Annotated in this window: 13 protein-coding genes; 6 read left to right on the forward strand and 7 right to left on the reverse strand. The window is 62.5% G+C overall.

Going from position 1 to position 14,366, the window contains the following annotated elements:
- Positions 1-424 precede the first annotated feature (424 nt).
- Both HMPREF2944_RS05245 and rsmI read right to left on the reverse strand, forming a co-directional pair.
- Complete coding sequence (locus tag HMPREF2944_RS05245; protein WP_070681207.1) at positions 425-1,498, reverse strand: TatD family hydrolase; 1,074 nt, start codon at positions 1,496-1,498, stop codon at positions 425-427.
- A gap of 114 nt (positions 1,499-1,612) precedes the next feature.
- Complete coding sequence (gene rsmI, locus HMPREF2944_RS05250; protein ID WP_049342945.1) at positions 1,613-2,551, reverse strand: 16S rRNA (cytidine(1402)-2'-O)-methyltransferase; 939 nt, start codon at positions 2,549-2,551, stop codon at positions 1,613-1,615.
- A 172-nt stretch (positions 2,552-2,723) separates the two neighbouring features.
- Between rsmI and HMPREF2944_RS05255 the strand changes: the two genes are divergently transcribed.
- Complete coding sequence (locus HMPREF2944_RS05255) at positions 2,724-4,355, forward strand: dolichyl-phosphate-mannose--protein mannosyltransferase (RefSeq protein ID WP_070681210.1); 1,632 nt, start codon at positions 2,724-2,726, stop codon at positions 4,353-4,355.
- A 120-nt stretch (positions 4,356-4,475) separates the two neighbouring features.
- Here HMPREF2944_RS05255 and HMPREF2944_RS05260 read toward each other — a convergent pair whose 3' ends face one another.
- From HMPREF2944_RS05260 to HMPREF2944_RS09255, 3 genes are all read right to left on the reverse strand, one after another.
- Entirely contained in the window at positions 4,476-5,846 is a 1,371-nt protein-coding gene (locus tag HMPREF2944_RS05260) for a TIGR01906 family membrane protein (RefSeq protein WP_070681213.1), read from the reverse strand.
- Positions 5,847-5,981: 135 nt separating this feature from the next.
- Positions 5,982-6,206, reverse strand: a complete 225-nt coding sequence (locus tag HMPREF2944_RS05265) for a DUF3499 family protein (protein ID WP_049333002.1) — start codon at positions 6,204-6,206, stop codon at positions 5,982-5,984.
- A gap of 20 nt (positions 6,207-6,226) precedes the next feature.
- Positions 6,227-6,640, reverse strand: coding sequence for a WhiB family transcriptional regulator (locus tag HMPREF2944_RS09255; RefSeq protein ID WP_083313072.1), 414 nt, complete (start codon positions 6,638-6,640; stop codon positions 6,227-6,229).
- A gap of 684 nt (positions 6,641-7,324) precedes the next feature.
- On the opposite strand from HMPREF2944_RS09255, the gene HMPREF2944_RS05275 reads away from it, so the two are divergent.
- Complete coding sequence (locus HMPREF2944_RS05275) at positions 7,325-8,119, forward strand: TIGR03089 family protein (protein WP_070681217.1); 795 nt, start codon at positions 7,325-7,327, stop codon at positions 8,117-8,119.
- A gap of 109 nt (positions 8,120-8,228) precedes the next feature.
- Here HMPREF2944_RS05275 and HMPREF2944_RS05280 read toward each other — a convergent pair whose 3' ends face one another.
- Positions 8,229-8,834, reverse strand: a complete 606-nt coding sequence (locus tag HMPREF2944_RS05280; protein ID WP_049333005.1) for a GtrA family protein — start codon at positions 8,832-8,834, stop codon at positions 8,229-8,231.
- Between the two features lie 326 nt (positions 8,835-9,160).
- On the opposite strand from HMPREF2944_RS05280, the gene HMPREF2944_RS05285 reads away from it, so the two are divergent.
- The 3 genes from HMPREF2944_RS05285 (at position 9,161) to HMPREF2944_RS05295 (ending at position 12,063) form a co-directional block, all read left to right on the forward strand.
- Positions 9,161-10,291: a 5-(carboxyamino)imidazole ribonucleotide synthase gene (locus tag HMPREF2944_RS05285; protein ID WP_246826269.1), complete on the forward strand. Its 1,131-nt coding sequence runs from the start codon at positions 9,161-9,163 to the stop codon at positions 10,289-10,291.
- A 112-nt stretch (positions 10,292-10,403) separates the two neighbouring features.
- Positions 10,404-11,042 carry a 5-(carboxyamino)imidazole ribonucleotide mutase gene (gene purE, locus HMPREF2944_RS05290; protein WP_070681224.1) on the forward strand — a complete coding sequence of 213 codons (639 nt, stop codon included), beginning with the start codon at positions 10,404-10,406 and terminating at the stop codon, positions 11,040-11,042.
- Between the two features lie 19 nt (positions 11,043-11,061).
- Positions 11,062-12,063: a lipid II:glycine glycyltransferase FemX gene (locus HMPREF2944_RS05295; RefSeq protein WP_049358320.1), complete on the forward strand. Its 1,002-nt coding sequence runs from the start codon at positions 11,062-11,064 to the stop codon at positions 12,061-12,063.
- Positions 12,064-12,158: 95 nt separating this feature from the next.
- On the opposite strand, the gene glpX is transcribed toward HMPREF2944_RS05295, so the two are convergent.
- A complete protein-coding gene (gene glpX / locus HMPREF2944_RS05300; protein ID WP_049333011.1) occupies positions 12,159-13,166 on the reverse strand; it encodes a class II fructose-bisphosphatase in 1,008 nt (335 codons plus the stop codon).
- A gap of 322 nt (positions 13,167-13,488) precedes the next feature.
- Here glpX and HMPREF2944_RS05305 point away from each other — a divergent pair, with 322 nt between their 5' ends.
- A complete protein-coding gene (locus HMPREF2944_RS05305) occupies positions 13,489-14,220 on the forward strand; it encodes a carbonic anhydrase (RefSeq protein ID WP_049358319.1) in 732 nt (243 codons plus the stop codon).
- Positions 14,221-14,366 lie beyond the last annotated feature (146 nt).

Here is a 14,366-nt window from a genome sequence, read left to right on the forward strand (position 1 = left end):
ACTCAACGTCAAATTCTTCATCAGCGACGTGATTATCGCGGTTATCCACCGCAGAATAAGGCACAAAATCCTTCGCGGGCGCGCCCACAGAATAAAACGAGTCGAAACGGTTCGCGCCATCCAGGCCCAGAACATACTTAGTAATTCTCACCGAAAGAATCCTCCGATTTCATGTTGATGCCGCATAAGAGTATCTAGTGTCCCGAAGGGGAACCCGGGTATGGCGCACGTCGTGCAAACGTAATGCGGATGGGCCGTCTCTTATTTACGACATCCCGGAAAGGAATAATTTACATGAGAGTGAATAATATGAAACTATCACAAATCTAGACGGACAACCTAACAAAGCTAATGTTCAGTTCTTGCCGCCATAAACGCGATATCGGAATAACACGTCCCCTCATGTATAGCAGAGATAGGTTGCCTACCACTGGCCATACACGCGCTCCGAATTCTCACGAATACGGCGGCAGAGCGCCTCCAGCTCCTCACCGCGGTGAGCAGCCATAAAACGCACCGTGTAATTTGTCATGTACGACGCGTTCGGGCGACCGCGGAAAGGATGCGGGGTCAAGAACGGTGCATCCGTCTCAGCCAGAATCAGCTCGGGGCGAGCCATCGCCAACGATTCCTGAATACCCTTCGAGTTCTTGAACGTCACCGTGCCGGCAAAGCTCATGTACCAGCCGCACTCATTGCAGATCGCCGCAAGCTCCGGGCCACCCGAATAGCAGTGGAACACGGTCCGCTCCGGCGCGCCCTCTTCATCCAGGATGCGCACGACGTCCTCGTGGGCGTCACGGTCGTGAATCTGCAGTGCCAGGTTGTGCTTCTTCGCCAGGCGGATGTGTTCGCGGAAGCTATAGTGCTGCGCCTCCTTGCCCTCCTCGCCGGTGCGGAAGTAGTCCAGGCCGGTCTCACCGATAGCGCGCACACGGTCGGTAGCGGCCAGGCGGTCCAGGGTTGCCAGCGCCTCGTCGAGGGTTCCTGCCTGCGCCAGCTCGGGCGCGGTGTTCGGGTGAATCGCGACGGCTGCGAGCACACGCTCATCGGCCTGGGCGGCGGCGACCGCGTAGAGGGAGGAGGGAATATCGCATCCGACCTGCACGATGGCGCCGATGCCAAGTTTCTCACCGGCATCGAGCGCGTCGCGGGCGCTGATTTCTACTTCGCCGTCGAGCAGGTCCATGTGGGTGTGGTTATCCACAATCGGGTACGGTAGCGGCTCGGGGGCGGGCGGGAAGACCAGGTTGCGACTACGACCGTTCTCGCCGGTGGTGGAGCGGCGGCGGGTTCCTTCTCCGCCTTCGGCGTCGCTAATACCCACGTAGAGCTCCGCCTCGTAGGGGGCTGGGATTTCGCCGGGCACGACACTCCAGCCCTGCGGCAGCACGGTTCCCTCCAGCTGCGCGGGGGTGGGCAGGGTGTACCCCGCCAGGGAGGCGAGGGCGTTCAGGTCCTCCTGGGTGATGGTGTTACCGGTGTGGTTCTGGCACATGGGGAATCCTTCTGTGTGTTTGCGATACCGCGGGATAGCCCGCGCAGGACAATCCGGGGGGGGCACGCCCCGCGGTGTCACGGCGTCACAGTAATAACTATTCCGGGCGGTTCATTATTCCGAGCGGGCGGCCAGGGCTGCCTCGTACAGCTCGCGCTTGGAGGTGCCGGTCTCGGCGGCCACGGCGGCGCAGGCGGCCTTGAGTCGCTCGCCGGCAGCCACACGGTCGAGTACCAGCTGCACGACGTCCTGCGCTTCGGGGGTTTCGGGGGCCTGCGCGCCCTCGACGATAATGACGATCTCGCCGCGAATACGTTCTGACTCAGCCCACTCGGCGAGCTCGGCCAGGGTGCCGCGGCGAACCTCCTCGTGGAGCTTGGTCAGCTCACGGCTGACGGTGCCTCGACGGTCCGCGCCGAAGGTCTGCACAAAGTCAGCGAGGGTCGCGGCAGTGCGGTGCGGGGACTCGTAGAAGATCATGGTGCGTTCCTCCCCCGCCAGCGAGGCGAGGCGACGCGAACGCTCGGAGCCCTTTCGGGCCAGGAACCCTTCGAAGGTGAAGCGGCCGGTGGGCAGGCCGGAGAGCGCGAGCGCGGTCAGCGCGGCGGAGGGGCCGGGCACCACGGTGACGGGCAGGTCCGCCTCGGCAACCGCGGCCGCAGCCACGTAGCCGGGGTCGGAGATGGTTGGCATGCCCGCGTCCGAGAGAAGTAACACGCGCTGGCCATCCTGCACCGCCTGCACGATGGTTGCGCTGCGTCCTTCTTCGTTGTGGTCATGGTTGACGATGACGCGACCGCGGGTGCGCACACCGAGCCCGGAGGCGAGGGTCCGCAGCTTGCGGGTGTCCTCAACGGCGATGAGGTCTGCGGTGGCGAGGGCCGAGCGCAGGCGGTCGGAGGCGTCGGCCAGGTTACCGATGGGGGTGCCGCCGAGGATGAGCACGCCGCCTTCCTCGGAGGTGACGGGCACGTCGGAGTTGGGCGCATCGGCCGTTGAGGGTTCGGAGAGCTCGGCGGATTCTTCGGGGTATTCGGCGGCGGGTGCGGTCATGGCAGGCCTCGTGTCTGTGTCTGGTCTTCGCTTACCACCTAAGTGTAACGCTCGTTTTTTGGGCGGCGGGTGAGGGTAGCGCTTTCCCCGCGGCGGACCATCAGGGCGTCATATACCCTCGTCACCGGGCGGAAATGGTGCATCGTACTGTCTAACCATTTAGGATGGATGGGTGAAGATACCTAAGCTCTCCTCCCCCGAGGCCTCGACCGAGTCGAGCCAGGCCGCCGTCCGCGCAGGACGCTACGGCCTGGATTCCCTGCTCGATGCCCTCGCTGTCGCCTACATCCGGGCCCCGCGCTGGGGCTGGGTGGCTCCCACGCTGATTGTGTTGCTGGCCGGCGTGCTGCGCTTCTACAACTTGGCCCACCCGAACGCCATCGTCTTCGACGAAACCTACTACGCGAAGGATGCCTACTCCTACGTTCACTACGGCTACGAACTGAGCTGGACGAAGGACGCGAACGCCTCCTTCGTGGCGGGGCACCCCTCGGGTATCCTGCCGGACTCGCCGGAGTACGTGGTGCATCCGCCGCTGGGCAAATGGATGATTGCCGCCGGCATGGCGATTTTTGGCGATAATAATCCCTTCGGTTGGCGCGTCTCGGCGGCCGTCATCGGTACGCTTTCGGTGGCGCTGATTGCCTACGCAGCGTGGTTGCTCTTCCGTTCCGTAACGGTTTCGACCATCGCGGCGCTGCTGGCCGCTGTGGACGGCCTCATGCTGGTTGAGTCGCGCCTGGCGCTACTCGATATCTTCCAGATGTTCTGGATTCTGGCGACCTTCGTGTGCCTGCTCTTGGACCGCATCCACGCCCGGCGCGTATTGGCCCGCAATATTGCGGAGGCTGCCCGGCAGTACCAGGGGGAGCTCCCTCCGATGTCTTGGGGTCCGGGTATGGGCCTGCGGCTGTGGCGTGTGGCGGCCGGTGTGTGCGCCGGTGCCGCCGTGGGCGTGAAGTGGAACTCTCTCTTCTTTATCGCCGCGATGGGTCTGCTGACGGTTTTCTGGGATATGAATGCCCGCCGCATCGTTGGCCTGCCGAAGTGGGGGCTGATCGCTCTGGTGCGCGATGGCATCCCGGCCTTCGTGCAGATGATTGGTGTGGGTCTGCTGGTGTACCTGAGCACCTGGGCCGGCTGGTTCCAGTCTTCGAATGCGTACTTCCGTCACTGGGCTCAGGAGAACCCGGGCAAGGGCCTTTTGTGGCTCCCGGAGGATTTGCGTTCCCTGTGGGAGTACCACGCCTCCGCTTTCAAGTTCCACTCGGGTCTGAGCACCCCGCACACCTATTCCTCGCAGGCATGGCAGTGGCTGATTCTGGGCCGCCCGACCTCGTACTTCTACGAGTCGCCGAAGCTGGGTTCTGCCGGATGCACGGTAAAGTCATGCTCCGAGGCCATCTTGAACATTGGTAACCCGGCAATCTGGTGGGCGTTTATTCCCGCGATCTTGGTGGGCCTATTCGTGTTCCTGCTCAAGCGGGACTGGCGTTTCGGCGCGCTGCTGCTGGTGTTCGGTGCCGGCTATTTCCCGTGGTTTATGTACCCGACCCGCACGATGTTCTACTTCTACGCGCTGTCCTTCGAGCCGTTCCTGGTTCTGCTGCTGGCCGGTGCCCTGGGCCTGTGCCTCTCGGGGGCTCGCGGTTCGGTGGTGAGGGCGCGCGTCGGCGTGACAGTGGTTGTGCTGTACCTGGTGGGTGTGCTCGTGCTGAGCGCGTACTTCATGCCGCTGTGGACAGCTCAGGTCATCCCCTACGAGCAGTGGTACTCGCACATGTGGTTTAAGTCTTGGATTTAGAATCTCGGGCTTAGTCCACGAGGCTTAGTCTGCGGGGCTTAGTCTGCCGACGCCCCAAATACGCGAGGGGGCCGGAACTTATAGTTCCGGCCCCCTCGTTATGCGTTCTGGTGCGCGATGCTAGTTCTCGCCCACGCGGGCTGAGGCCAGCTTGACGCGCAGTTCCTGGCGTTCCTGGCGGCGACGCTCCGCCTTAAGCTTGCGATAGGTCGTGGGCCAGGTGCCCACCAGCAGAATCACGATCTGCACAGCCACGATAACCGCCACGGCGATGGCCGCGTCAATCCAGAACTGCGGCGGGTAGAGGCGAATCAGGGTGCTTCGCACCGAGAATTCCCAGTTACCCTGCGGGAAGAACACCTGGTGGAAGGTCGTGAAGAGCCATTCCCAGCCGAAAGCTCCCACGACGCCCAACACCACGATGAGGCCGAGGGTAATCCAGGTGCCGGTGAAGAGGCTACGGCGAATCACCCCGGGGGCGCGCTCGCGCAGCGAGAGGCTGCTGAAGAGCGTGATCAGCACAAATACGGCGACGGCCATCGTGGCGATTAGCAGAACCCACTTCACGTCGTGCATGTGGTTGACCTCTGCGTCGGTGAAGGCAAGAGCGTTGTCGGCGCCGGTGGTGATGCGCGCGAGGTACTCTCGCGGGGCAAAGTTGTTGATGTAGTCCAGGCCGTAGGAACCCAGGCGCATGCGTTCGATGAGGTAGTAGCCGTAGCTGTCCTCGGGGAACCCGGGTCGGTGGTACTCGAACCAGAGGAAGGGCGCGGAGGCGACGACGCGAATCGCAATCATCAGCACGCTCAGCGGCACGGCGAGGGCGATGAGCGTGGCACGCAGCCTCAGCAGGCGCGGCTGATCCTGCATGGCGTCCTGGCGTGCCGCGGCGCGTTCCGCAGCCTCGGGTGAGGAGTCAAGCGAAGAGAGCGGCGCGTTGGGGTCGGCGACGGTCCGGTTCTGGCCCGTGCGGGTGGTTTCGGTGCGGTACTTGCGGCTGCTACCCGTGGTGGTTGCGGCCTCGGCGGTGGCGACGCTCGCCGCCTGGGCGGGTGCATCCGCGGCGGGTGCGCTGGAGGCGCTCGCGAGGGTTGTAGCTGTCGCTTCAGCTTCGGCGGCACGCTGCATGGTCTCACGATTGAGATCGCTGAGCGTGGGGTTCTTGGGGGTGCTCTGAGAGTCACGGACCAGGGGCACGAAACCGGTGGAAACGTTGGTTCGGGTGCGCACGCGCGAACCAACACCCTGCTCGCGCAACTTGCTGCGGGCCGGAACGACGGGAACGGAACCGGTGGGCAGGTCGGGTTCTTCGGCAACGTTCGGAACGTCGGCGGCGATGCGTCCGAAGGCGCCGGTGTTCGGTGCCGGTTCAACGGCCTGACGGTTGGTCTGTCGTTCGGCTTGGCGGGCCTGCAGGAGCTCCTCTGCGTTGGTTCGACGGATGGCCGGGCGCAGGGCTCCCCACATGCCTCGAGGTGTTTCTTTGGTCATGGTCTCGCGTTCTATCGTGAGTGAGTGTCCGTTGAGTGTGTTCGGGCGGGTGAATACTACCTGCCAGTTTCTCACACGCAAAGAACCTTCCGCGGCAATTCGCGGAAGGTTCTTTACATTCTAGTGCTTTAAAGCTTAGCTTTCGGTGTCCACAGCCTGGACAGGTACCTTGTAGACTACGTGCCAGCCCTGCGGTGCGGTGAGTCGGGCGGCGTGCTCGTCGCAGAGGTCGTAGGCGTGAGGGTCACGAAACTCCGAGAGCTCATCGATGGTTGCGGTGGAGTCCGCGTAAGAGTAGTGGAGGGTGACGGTCGCCTCTCGTCGGCAGGTTTGGCGGGAGCACAGTCGCGCAGTCTGCATGTGGGTTGTACCTTCCTGGCTTAGCTCGCCTGCTTGCGTAGTCGGCGGCGTTCTCGTTCTGACAGACCGCCCCAGATGCCGAAGCGCTCGTCATTGTCCATTGCATATTGTAGACACTCTTCGCGTACGGGGCATACACCGCACACCCTTTTGGCGTCCCGGGTGGAGCCGCCCTTTTCGGGGAAGAAGGCTTCGGGGTCGGTCTGGGCGCAGAGCGCTTCGGCTTGCCAGGCGAGCTCTCCGTCGTCTCCTTCGGTTCCGTAGAGTCCAGCGGCGGCAGCCCAAATATCGACGGGGGCGGACTGTCGCCGCTCGGCGTCGGTTAGAAAGGCATCGGCGGCCTGTTCGAGTGATGGTGCAGGGTTCATGCTACGGTGCTGAGCGCCTGAGGTGCGTGCCGCGGTTATGCGGTCAGCGGCTAGGTAGGAGCCCATGGGTTTTCCTTCCGTGTTCTCATTGTGAGGATAATGAGTCTGCGGATCCGTCGTGGACGGAATCTTAGTGTGTATGGTGTGGCATGGTTCGCTTCAGCCTCTACGGTCCCCCAAAGCAAACACGCTTATATATCTATTAGACGTGCGACACGCCGTTTCGTCAAACTAGACTTAATGATTATTTAGATGTATATAACGTGACGATTATTTATTGTAATTGCGACTTTTATTTGGTTTGGGAACAAAAATATCGTCTCGCGAACGGCACGAAACCCCTCGTCGGGCTCGTCATCACGTACCTGGTTTCCGGGGCGGTTCCGGGCAATCGGCTACATTTCGGGGCTCCGGCCCTAATTTTAGAAACCCGCCAATAAATTAAGAGTAGCCATACCTCAGCTATTTTTCGTCCGCACGTTTCCCAATTTATGCAGTTGTGCATATAGGCCCTTACGGACAAAAATTTCACACCCGTAACAAGAAAACTTTACATTAAGCGGTTTTATGACAAGCACTATTTGAAAATATCGCTCCGCGCCGCGTGTTTTTTCTTCTCGTTCCCTGAAAATTTTCTCCTTACCGTTCTATGACGATCTCTCCCCTCGGCCGCGTGGCCGAGATAACCCCCGGCTCTCCCCTCCCCTCCCCGTGCCCGGCGCAATGCCTGCGGTGCGGTAGAGTGAAACCATGGTTACCCTATCCCCCACCGGTCCCGCGGTTCCCGCCTCCCTCAACCGATTCTTTGAGGCCCTCAGCTCCGTGCAGACCCCCGCACTCATCTGGTACTCCGACAACGGCGAGCGCATCGAGCTCTCCGGGCGCGTCCTCATGAACTGGGTCAACAAGACCGCCAACCTGCTCATCGAGGAATGTGACCTCGCCACTGAAGAGGCCTTCGATCTGCAGGCACCCCTGCACTGGCGTCCTCTGGTGGTCGGCCTAGCCGCCCTGCGCGTGGGCGCAACTCTCGACCGGGACGAGCCCCTGGCCGCCGCGGTATGCACCGAGCAGGACGCGCGCTTCGTCAACGGCCCAGCCTATCTTCTGGCGGTAGACCGCGCTCCCCTGGCCCTCGCCTACTCTGGGGATTTGACTGCTCTGCAAACCTACGCTGATGAAGTGCTCGATTTCTGTGCCCTGGTGCCCAGCATGGGTGACCACTACGAGGGTCTGCTGCCCGACGAGTCTGCCGAAGTGGTCGAGGGCTTCACCTACTCCGAGGCCTACGCGCAGATTCGCCAGCTAGCGGACTCGTACCGTGGCGAGACGCTTTCCGGTGGTCAGCGGGCGTTGGCCCTCATGCTGAGCCCCAGCTACGGTTTTGATTCCTCGGAGGCGACGCTGAGCACCCTGATGCAGGCCTTGGCCATCATGGCTTCGGGGCGCGCCGTGTTCCTGGCCGATCCGGCCGTTGAGTGGAGCGAAGAGCGGCTTGCATCCTTCCTGGAGGCCGAACGCGCCAAGGAACTGCCCTGTAGTTAGGCCCCCGATACGATAAGAGCGTGAAGCTAAAGCACCGGCCCCGATACACGAAGTATCGGGGCCGGTGCTTTTGTCTTTTATAGGGCTGGTGGGCTCTGAGCGGTGCCGTTTAGCGGCCGCGCTCGGCACCGGACGCGTTCGCCCCGCCGTCCTGAGCCTTGGAGCCTTCCGAGGCTTCGCCGTCCAGGATGGCGGCCGCGTCATCAAACATGTGGCCGAGTTCCTCATGGTCGGTGCCCTCACCCTTGGAGACCTGGTTACGGTGCGAGCCGTACACCCAGAAGCGGTAGAGGAAGTAACGCAGGATGGTGCCCAGGATGGTACCGATGATCGTACCGGAGATGAACGAGGCCTCCGCGGTGCGCAGGTTCAGCACGTAGGTGCTAAAGGCCACGCAGCCGGCCTCAACCATGATGCCCAGCAGGTTGACGATGCCGAATTCGACGGCCTCGCGCTTCCAGTTTTCGGAGCGGGATTCGCGGAAGGTCCACAGGCGGTTCATAAGCCACGAGAAGATGGTGGCCACGATACTTGCGACGACCTTTGCCTTCGTGTGGGACTGCGACATGACGGTCATCATGAGAACCCACACGGTAATGGAATTCACCACAAACGCAGCGCCACCGACGGTTCCGAACTTAAGCACCTCGATGCCGTAGCTGTCCCACAGGGATTTCAGTCGTTCGGTCATGGTGGGTTTAGTCTGTGCGCTCATGCGGGGCCTATCTAACAGGTGGTGTCGGTGGATAGCTTCCGGGTCCGCCAGAGCGGGGCCGCGAGGCAGAGACCGGGCGCCGGGGACTTTTCAAGCTCTTCATATGGTAGTACAGACCGGCCGGGTTATCCCTAGCCGCGCCGGATTTTCAGTCAATACCCAGCCGGTAGCGGCAGTTTTCCCCCCGCCACAGGCAACCGCCCGCCCACAGTTCACGATACGGTTCATCTAACGTGTACGCCCCGAAGCGAGTACACTTAGGTGATGTGACTTACCCTGTGACTGGACCCGTAATTGGCGTCATCGGCGGAGGCCAGCTGGCCCGCATGATGGCCCCCGCAGCAACTAACCTTGGCCTCAACCTGCAGATTCTCGCGGAGGCGCCCACCGTCGGCGCCGTGGCGGCGGTACGCACCGCCCCCGTTGGCGATTACAAGGATCTCGATACCCTCCGCGAGTTTGCCCGCGGCAAGGATGTCATCACCTTCGATCACGAGCACGTGCCCACCGAATTTTTGCGCACCCTCATGGCCGAGGGTGTGAACGTGCAGCCTCAGCCCGACGCCCTGCAGTACGCGCAGGATAAGCTCCTGATGCGCCAGGCCGTCGAGCGCCTGGGTCTGCCGAACCCTCGCTGGGCTAAGGTTTCTACCCTGGACGAGCTTCTTGCCTTCGGCGATGAGATTGGCTGGCCCGTGGTGTTGAAGACCCCGCGCGGCGGCTACGACGGCAAGGGCGTGCTTGTGCTGGATTCCCCCGCCGAGGCCCGCGAGCGTAGCTCCGAATGGTTCGAGCAGCTGCCCTCGCGCACCGATTTCTCCGCCCTGCTGGCCGAGGAGAAGGTTCCTTTCACCCGCGAGCTTTCCGCACTGGTGGCTCGTCGTGAGAGCGGCGAGGTGCGCCCCTGGCCGGTCGTTGAGACCATCCAGGTGAACTCCATCTGTGACGAGGTGATTGCCCCCGCGCAGAACCTGGCCCCCGAGATTGCCGAGGCCGCCGCGGCCGCAGCCGTGACCATCGCCTCCGAGCTGGGCGTGACCGGCGTGATGGCCGCCGAGCTCTTCGAGGTGCCCGGCTCCCCCGCAGGCTTCTACATCAACGAGCTAGCGATGCGCCCGCACAACACCGGCCACTGGACTCAGGACGGCTCGGTGACCAGCCAGTTCGAGCAACATCTGCGCGCCGTGCTGGATCTGCCGCTGGGCGATACCTCCGTGCTGGACGAGGTCGCCGTCATGAAGAACTACCTGGGCGGCGAGAACGAGGACATCTTCGGCGTCTACCCGCTGGCCCTCTCGGCCGAGCCTCGCGCCAAGATTCACTTCTACGGTAAGGAAACCCGACCCGGCCGCAAGATTGGCCACGTGAACATTTCGGGCCGGGTCGATGAGCTTGAGAACCTGCGCCACAGCGCCGCCAACGCCGCATCCATTTTGCGCGATGGCCGCCCCCTGTAGGCGACGGGCCACTCAAATATAGGTCGAGCGCGGGTTCTCTCCGCTGAGAACCCGCGCTCGACGCCCCTAGTGATGGTGGTATTCCACCGCATTGTGAAAGGATATGAGGATTATGTCTCAGTCTCCCTATGATTCCTCCCAACCCATCGTCGGCATTGTGATGGGTTCCGATTCGGACTGGTCGGTCATGGAGGCCGCCGCCGAGGTGCTGGAAGAGTTCGGCATCCCCTACGAGGCTGACGTCGTCTCGGCGCACCGCATGCCCGAGGACATGATTGAGTACGGCAAGAAGGCTCACAGCCGCGGCATCCGCGTTATTATCGCCGGTGCCGGCGGTGCCGCTCACCTGCCGGGCATGCTCGCCTCGGTCACCGCTCTGCCGGTGATTGGTGTTCCGGTGCGCCTGAAGAACCTCGAAGGCATGGATTCGCTGCTGTCGATCGTCCAGATGCCCGCCGGCGTTCCGGTAGCTACCGTATCCATCAACGGTGCACGCAATGCGGGTCTGCTGGCCCTGCGCATCCTGGGTTCGGGCACCGATGCTTTCGCCCGCCAGGTGCACGACGACCTGCACGAGTTCTCGGCTAACCTGCGCCAGTCGGCTATCGACAAGGGTGCGGCTCTGCGCACCCGCGTGGCCGAGGCGAAGGCCAAGGCAGCGGCCGAGTGCGAGGCTGAGGAGAACGTCTCATCTACCCGCCCGAATTCCTCCCCCGAGGCCTCCTCGGAGCCGCAGGCTTACGTTCCCTAAGCTCGGATACACTAGAGGAATGAGCAATATTCTTCAGTCCGATATCTGGGCACGTTTTCAGGAATCTAATGGTCACACCGTAATCCGCAAGAGCGGTAACGGCTGGTCGTACCTTGCGACCGTTGAGGGCGGTGCCACCGGCCGCTACCTGTACAGCCCGTACGGACCGGTTGCTTCGAGCGCTGTGGCCTTCGACGAGGCTCTCGCGTCGTTGAAGGAAGAGGCCGCGAAGCACCGTTGCCTGTTCGTGCGTATCGAGCCTACCGAATCGGCAATCTGGGGTGACCAGGATGCCGCTGCATTCTTGGCTCGTCGCGGCGCGGTGCTGGCTCCCCGCCAGGTGCAGCCCTCGCACACGCAGATTATTGACCTCTCGGGCACCGAGGACGAAATCCTCAAGGGCATGAAGTCCAATAACCGCAATCTGCACCGCAATATCCACAAGAAGGGCGTGACCGTCGAGGTCTCGACCGATCCTTCGGATATGTCGATTCTCTTCGGCTTCCTCGAGGAGACCGCAGAGCGTAACGGCTTCAACCGCCAGCAGGACGACTACCTGATGCAGGTTGCTCGCGTGCTGATGCCCGCCGGTGCGGCATCGCTCTACATTGCGAAGCTGGCGGGCGAGAACGGTGAGAGTACCCCGATTGCGGCGGCGTTCGTGTACGATTCGGACGACACCCGCACCTACGCGCATGCGGCGGCTTCATTCGAGCATCGCCGCCTGTCCGCGGGCATTCCGGTGGTTACGAACTTCATCCTGGACGCTAAGCGTAAGGGCCTGAAGTACGTTGACCTGTTCGGCATCGCGCCAGAGGATCAGCCGGATCACGAGTGGGCCGGTTTCACGAAGTTCAAGAAGTCCTTCGGCGGCGAGTCCGTAGAGTACCCCGGCACCTGGGATGTGCCGGTCACCTCGCTGGGTTACCGCGCCTATACCCTGGCGTACAAGGCACGCCCGGCGGTTCGCGATGCGGTATCTAAGGCCAAGGATAAGCTGCGTTCCCTGCGTTCGCGCTAACACGTGCCGGTAACGGCGATAAGCATAAGGAGCCGCCCCCGACCGAACGATTCGGTCGGGGGCGGCTCCTTATGCTTGGGGGCTACCTCAAAGGCTTAGGCTTCGCCGGGGCTCTTGGTGTGCGAGAGAATCTCGCGCAGGCGGGAGAGGCGGTGCTCAGCCTCAACGGTGCGCACGGTACCGGAGGAGGAACGCATGACCAGCGACTGGGTGGTCACAACGTTCTTGTTGTAGCGCACGCCGCGCAGCAGCTTGCCGTCGGTAATACCGGTTGCGGCGAAGAAGCAGTTGTCGCTGGTGACCAGGTCGTTGGTGGTCAGCACGCGGTCCAGGTCGTGGCCCGCGGCCAGTGCCTTCTCGCGCTCTGCCTCGTCGGTCGGTGCCAGGCGGCCCTGAATCACGCCGCCGGTTGCCTTAATGGCGCATGCCGCGACGACGCCCTCGGGGGTGCCACCGGTGCCGAGCATCAGGTCCACGCCGGTGTTCTCGCGGCAGGCCGCGATAGCGCCGGCGACGTCACCGTCGAGGATGATGCGGGTACGGGCACCTGCATCACGAATCTCCTGGATCAGCTTGGCGTGGCGGGGGCGGTCCAGCACGCAGACGGTCAGCTCGCTGACCTTCTTGCCCTTAGCCTTAGCGACCAGGTGCAGGTTCTGCTTGACGGGCAGGCGCAGGTCCACGAATTCGGCGGCCTCGGGGCCGGTGACCAGCTTCTCCATGTAGAACACGGCGGAGGGGTCGAACATGGTGCCGCCGTCTGCCACGGCAATCACGGAGAGGGCGTTGTCCATGCCGAGCGCGGTCAGGCGGGTGCCGTCGATGGGATCAACCGCGACGTCGAGGGAGGGGCCGGAGCCGTCGCCGACGTTCTCGCCGTTGTACAGCATGGGGGCCTTGTCCTTCTCGCCCTCGCCGATGACCACGGTACCGTTGAAGTTGACGGTGGAGAGGCGGTAGCGCATAGCGTCGACAGCTGCGCCGTCCGCAAGATTCTTTTCGCCCGCGCCAACCCAGGGACCCGCTGCGATGGCTGCGGCTTCGGTAGCGCGCACCAGTTCCATTGCCAGGTTACGGTCGCCGTGGTTATTGTTCGTAGTCATAGACTCACCTTCGAGAATTCTTGACAGCGCCGGTTGGCTGGACCTTTCCAGCACGAAATCACCGGCGATCAGTGCTCCTTTCAGGATAGCGCGCTTACGCACCGCTTTTCTCGTTATGAACGGGTTTTCGGGCGTGTTGGTCATTCAGTGAAAGGATGCGCTCCTCTCACTCCGCGAGGGCGCGTCGCATTAGCTATTTTTTGCATCGTTAGGGCATATTTGAGTTAAGTTCTTTTGGGCGTTGGTGAGGGACCTCTCCATTGAGGCCGCTCGGGTCGCCGAAACCGCATCCCCTGCGCCCAGGTATCAAGGAGAAGACACCATGGCTAAGAAGCCCAACCAGGTTCAGCCGACCCCCGCAGAGGCATGGAAGCGTCTGAAGGACGGCAACCGACGTTTCGTTGAGGGTAGCAACGAGCACCCCAACCAGGACACCATCCGCCGCACCGACCTGGCTGCGGGCCAGTTCCCCTTCGCCTCCATCTTTGGTTGCGGTGACTCCCGCCTGGCGGCGGAAATTATTTTTGACCTGGGCCTGGGCGATGCCTTCGTGGTGCGCACCGCCGGCCACGTGCTGGAGAACGCCGCGCTCGGTTCGCTGGAGTACGCGGTTGAGGAGTTTGAGACCCCCATCGTGATGGTTCTTGGCCACGACTCCTGCGGCGCCGTGACCGCGGCCAGCAAGTCCCTGGAGTCCGGCGAGATGCCGCACGGCTTCATCCGTAACCTGGTGCAGCACATCCTGCCTTCGGTAATGTCCCCGAAGCTGCCGGAGAACCCGGTCGTCAACGACATGGTGCGTGAGCACACCCGCCAGACCGCCATCCGCATTATTGAGCAGTCCCACATCATTTCGGATGCGGTGGTTGAGGGTAAGGTCGCCGTGATTGGTGTCTTCTACCATCTGAAGGAGGGTAAGGCGGAGCTGGTGTTCAGCTCGCAGGACCTCGCTCTGCAGGAGGAGAAGAACGATGAACAGAACCCACCGACCCAGACGCTCCCCGTGGTCGTGAAGACTCCCCCGCGCGTCGTGATTGCCGAGAACCTGGACTAGAGCCCGGATTTATTTCTCTGGAGGGACGATAAAACGGCCCACCGCGAGAACCCACTCGTTCACACGCAAGACCATGTTTTTTCATGGGTAAGCCCCTCCCCTACGGTGTGTTCCCACATTCGCGGGGGTGGGGCTTTTTCCGTGCT

The sequence above is a fragment of the Rothia sp. HMSC072E10 genome, from assembly GCF_001813965.1.
Classification (GTDB): Bacteria; Actinomycetota; Actinomycetes; order Actinomycetales; family Micrococcaceae; genus Rothia; species Rothia mucilaginosa_A.

Excerpts from the sequence above, each read along its gene's own strand:
- HMPREF2944_RS05265 (WP_049333002.1), bottom strand. The coding sequence starts at position 6,206 with ATGCAGACTGCGCGACTGTGCTCCCGCCAAACCTGCCGACGAGAGGCG.
- HMPREF2944_RS05285 (WP_246826269.1), top strand. The coding sequence starts at position 9,161 with ATGATGGCCCCCGCAGCAACTAACCTTGGCCTCAACCTGCAGATTCTC.
- purE (WP_070681224.1), top strand. The coding sequence starts at position 10,404 with ATGTCTCAGTCTCCCTATGATTCCTCCCAACCCATCGTCGGCATTGTG.
- glpX (WP_049333011.1), bottom strand. The coding sequence starts at position 13,166 with ATGACTACGAACAATAACCACGGCGACCGTAACCTGGCAATGGAACTG.
- HMPREF2944_RS05280 (WP_049333005.1), bottom strand. The coding sequence starts at position 8,834 with ATGAGCGCACAGACTAAACCCACCATGACCGAACGACTGAAATCCCTG.
- HMPREF2944_RS05305 (WP_049358319.1), top strand. The coding sequence starts at position 13,489 with ATGGCTAAGAAGCCCAACCAGGTTCAGCCGACCCCCGCAGAGGCATGG.
- rsmI (WP_049342945.1), bottom strand. The coding sequence starts at position 2,551 with ATGACCGCACCCGCCGCCGAATACCCCGAAGAATCCGCCGAGCTCTCC.
- HMPREF2944_RS05275 (WP_070681217.1), top strand. The coding sequence starts at position 7,325 with ATGGTTACCCTATCCCCCACCGGTCCCGCGGTTCCCGCCTCCCTCAAC.
- HMPREF2944_RS05260 (WP_070681213.1), bottom strand. The coding sequence starts at position 5,846 with ATGACCAAAGAAACACCTCGAGGCATGTGGGGAGCCCTGCGCCCGGCC.
- HMPREF2944_RS05245 (WP_070681207.1), bottom strand. The coding sequence starts at position 1,498 with ATGTGCCAGAACCACACCGGTAACACCATCACCCAGGAGGACCTGAAC.
- HMPREF2944_RS09255 (WP_083313072.1), bottom strand. The coding sequence starts at position 6,640 with ATGGGCTCCTACCTAGCCGCTGACCGCATAACCGCGGCACGCACCTCA.
- HMPREF2944_RS05295 (WP_049358320.1), top strand. The coding sequence starts at position 11,062 with ATGAGCAATATTCTTCAGTCCGATATCTGGGCACGTTTTCAGGAATCT.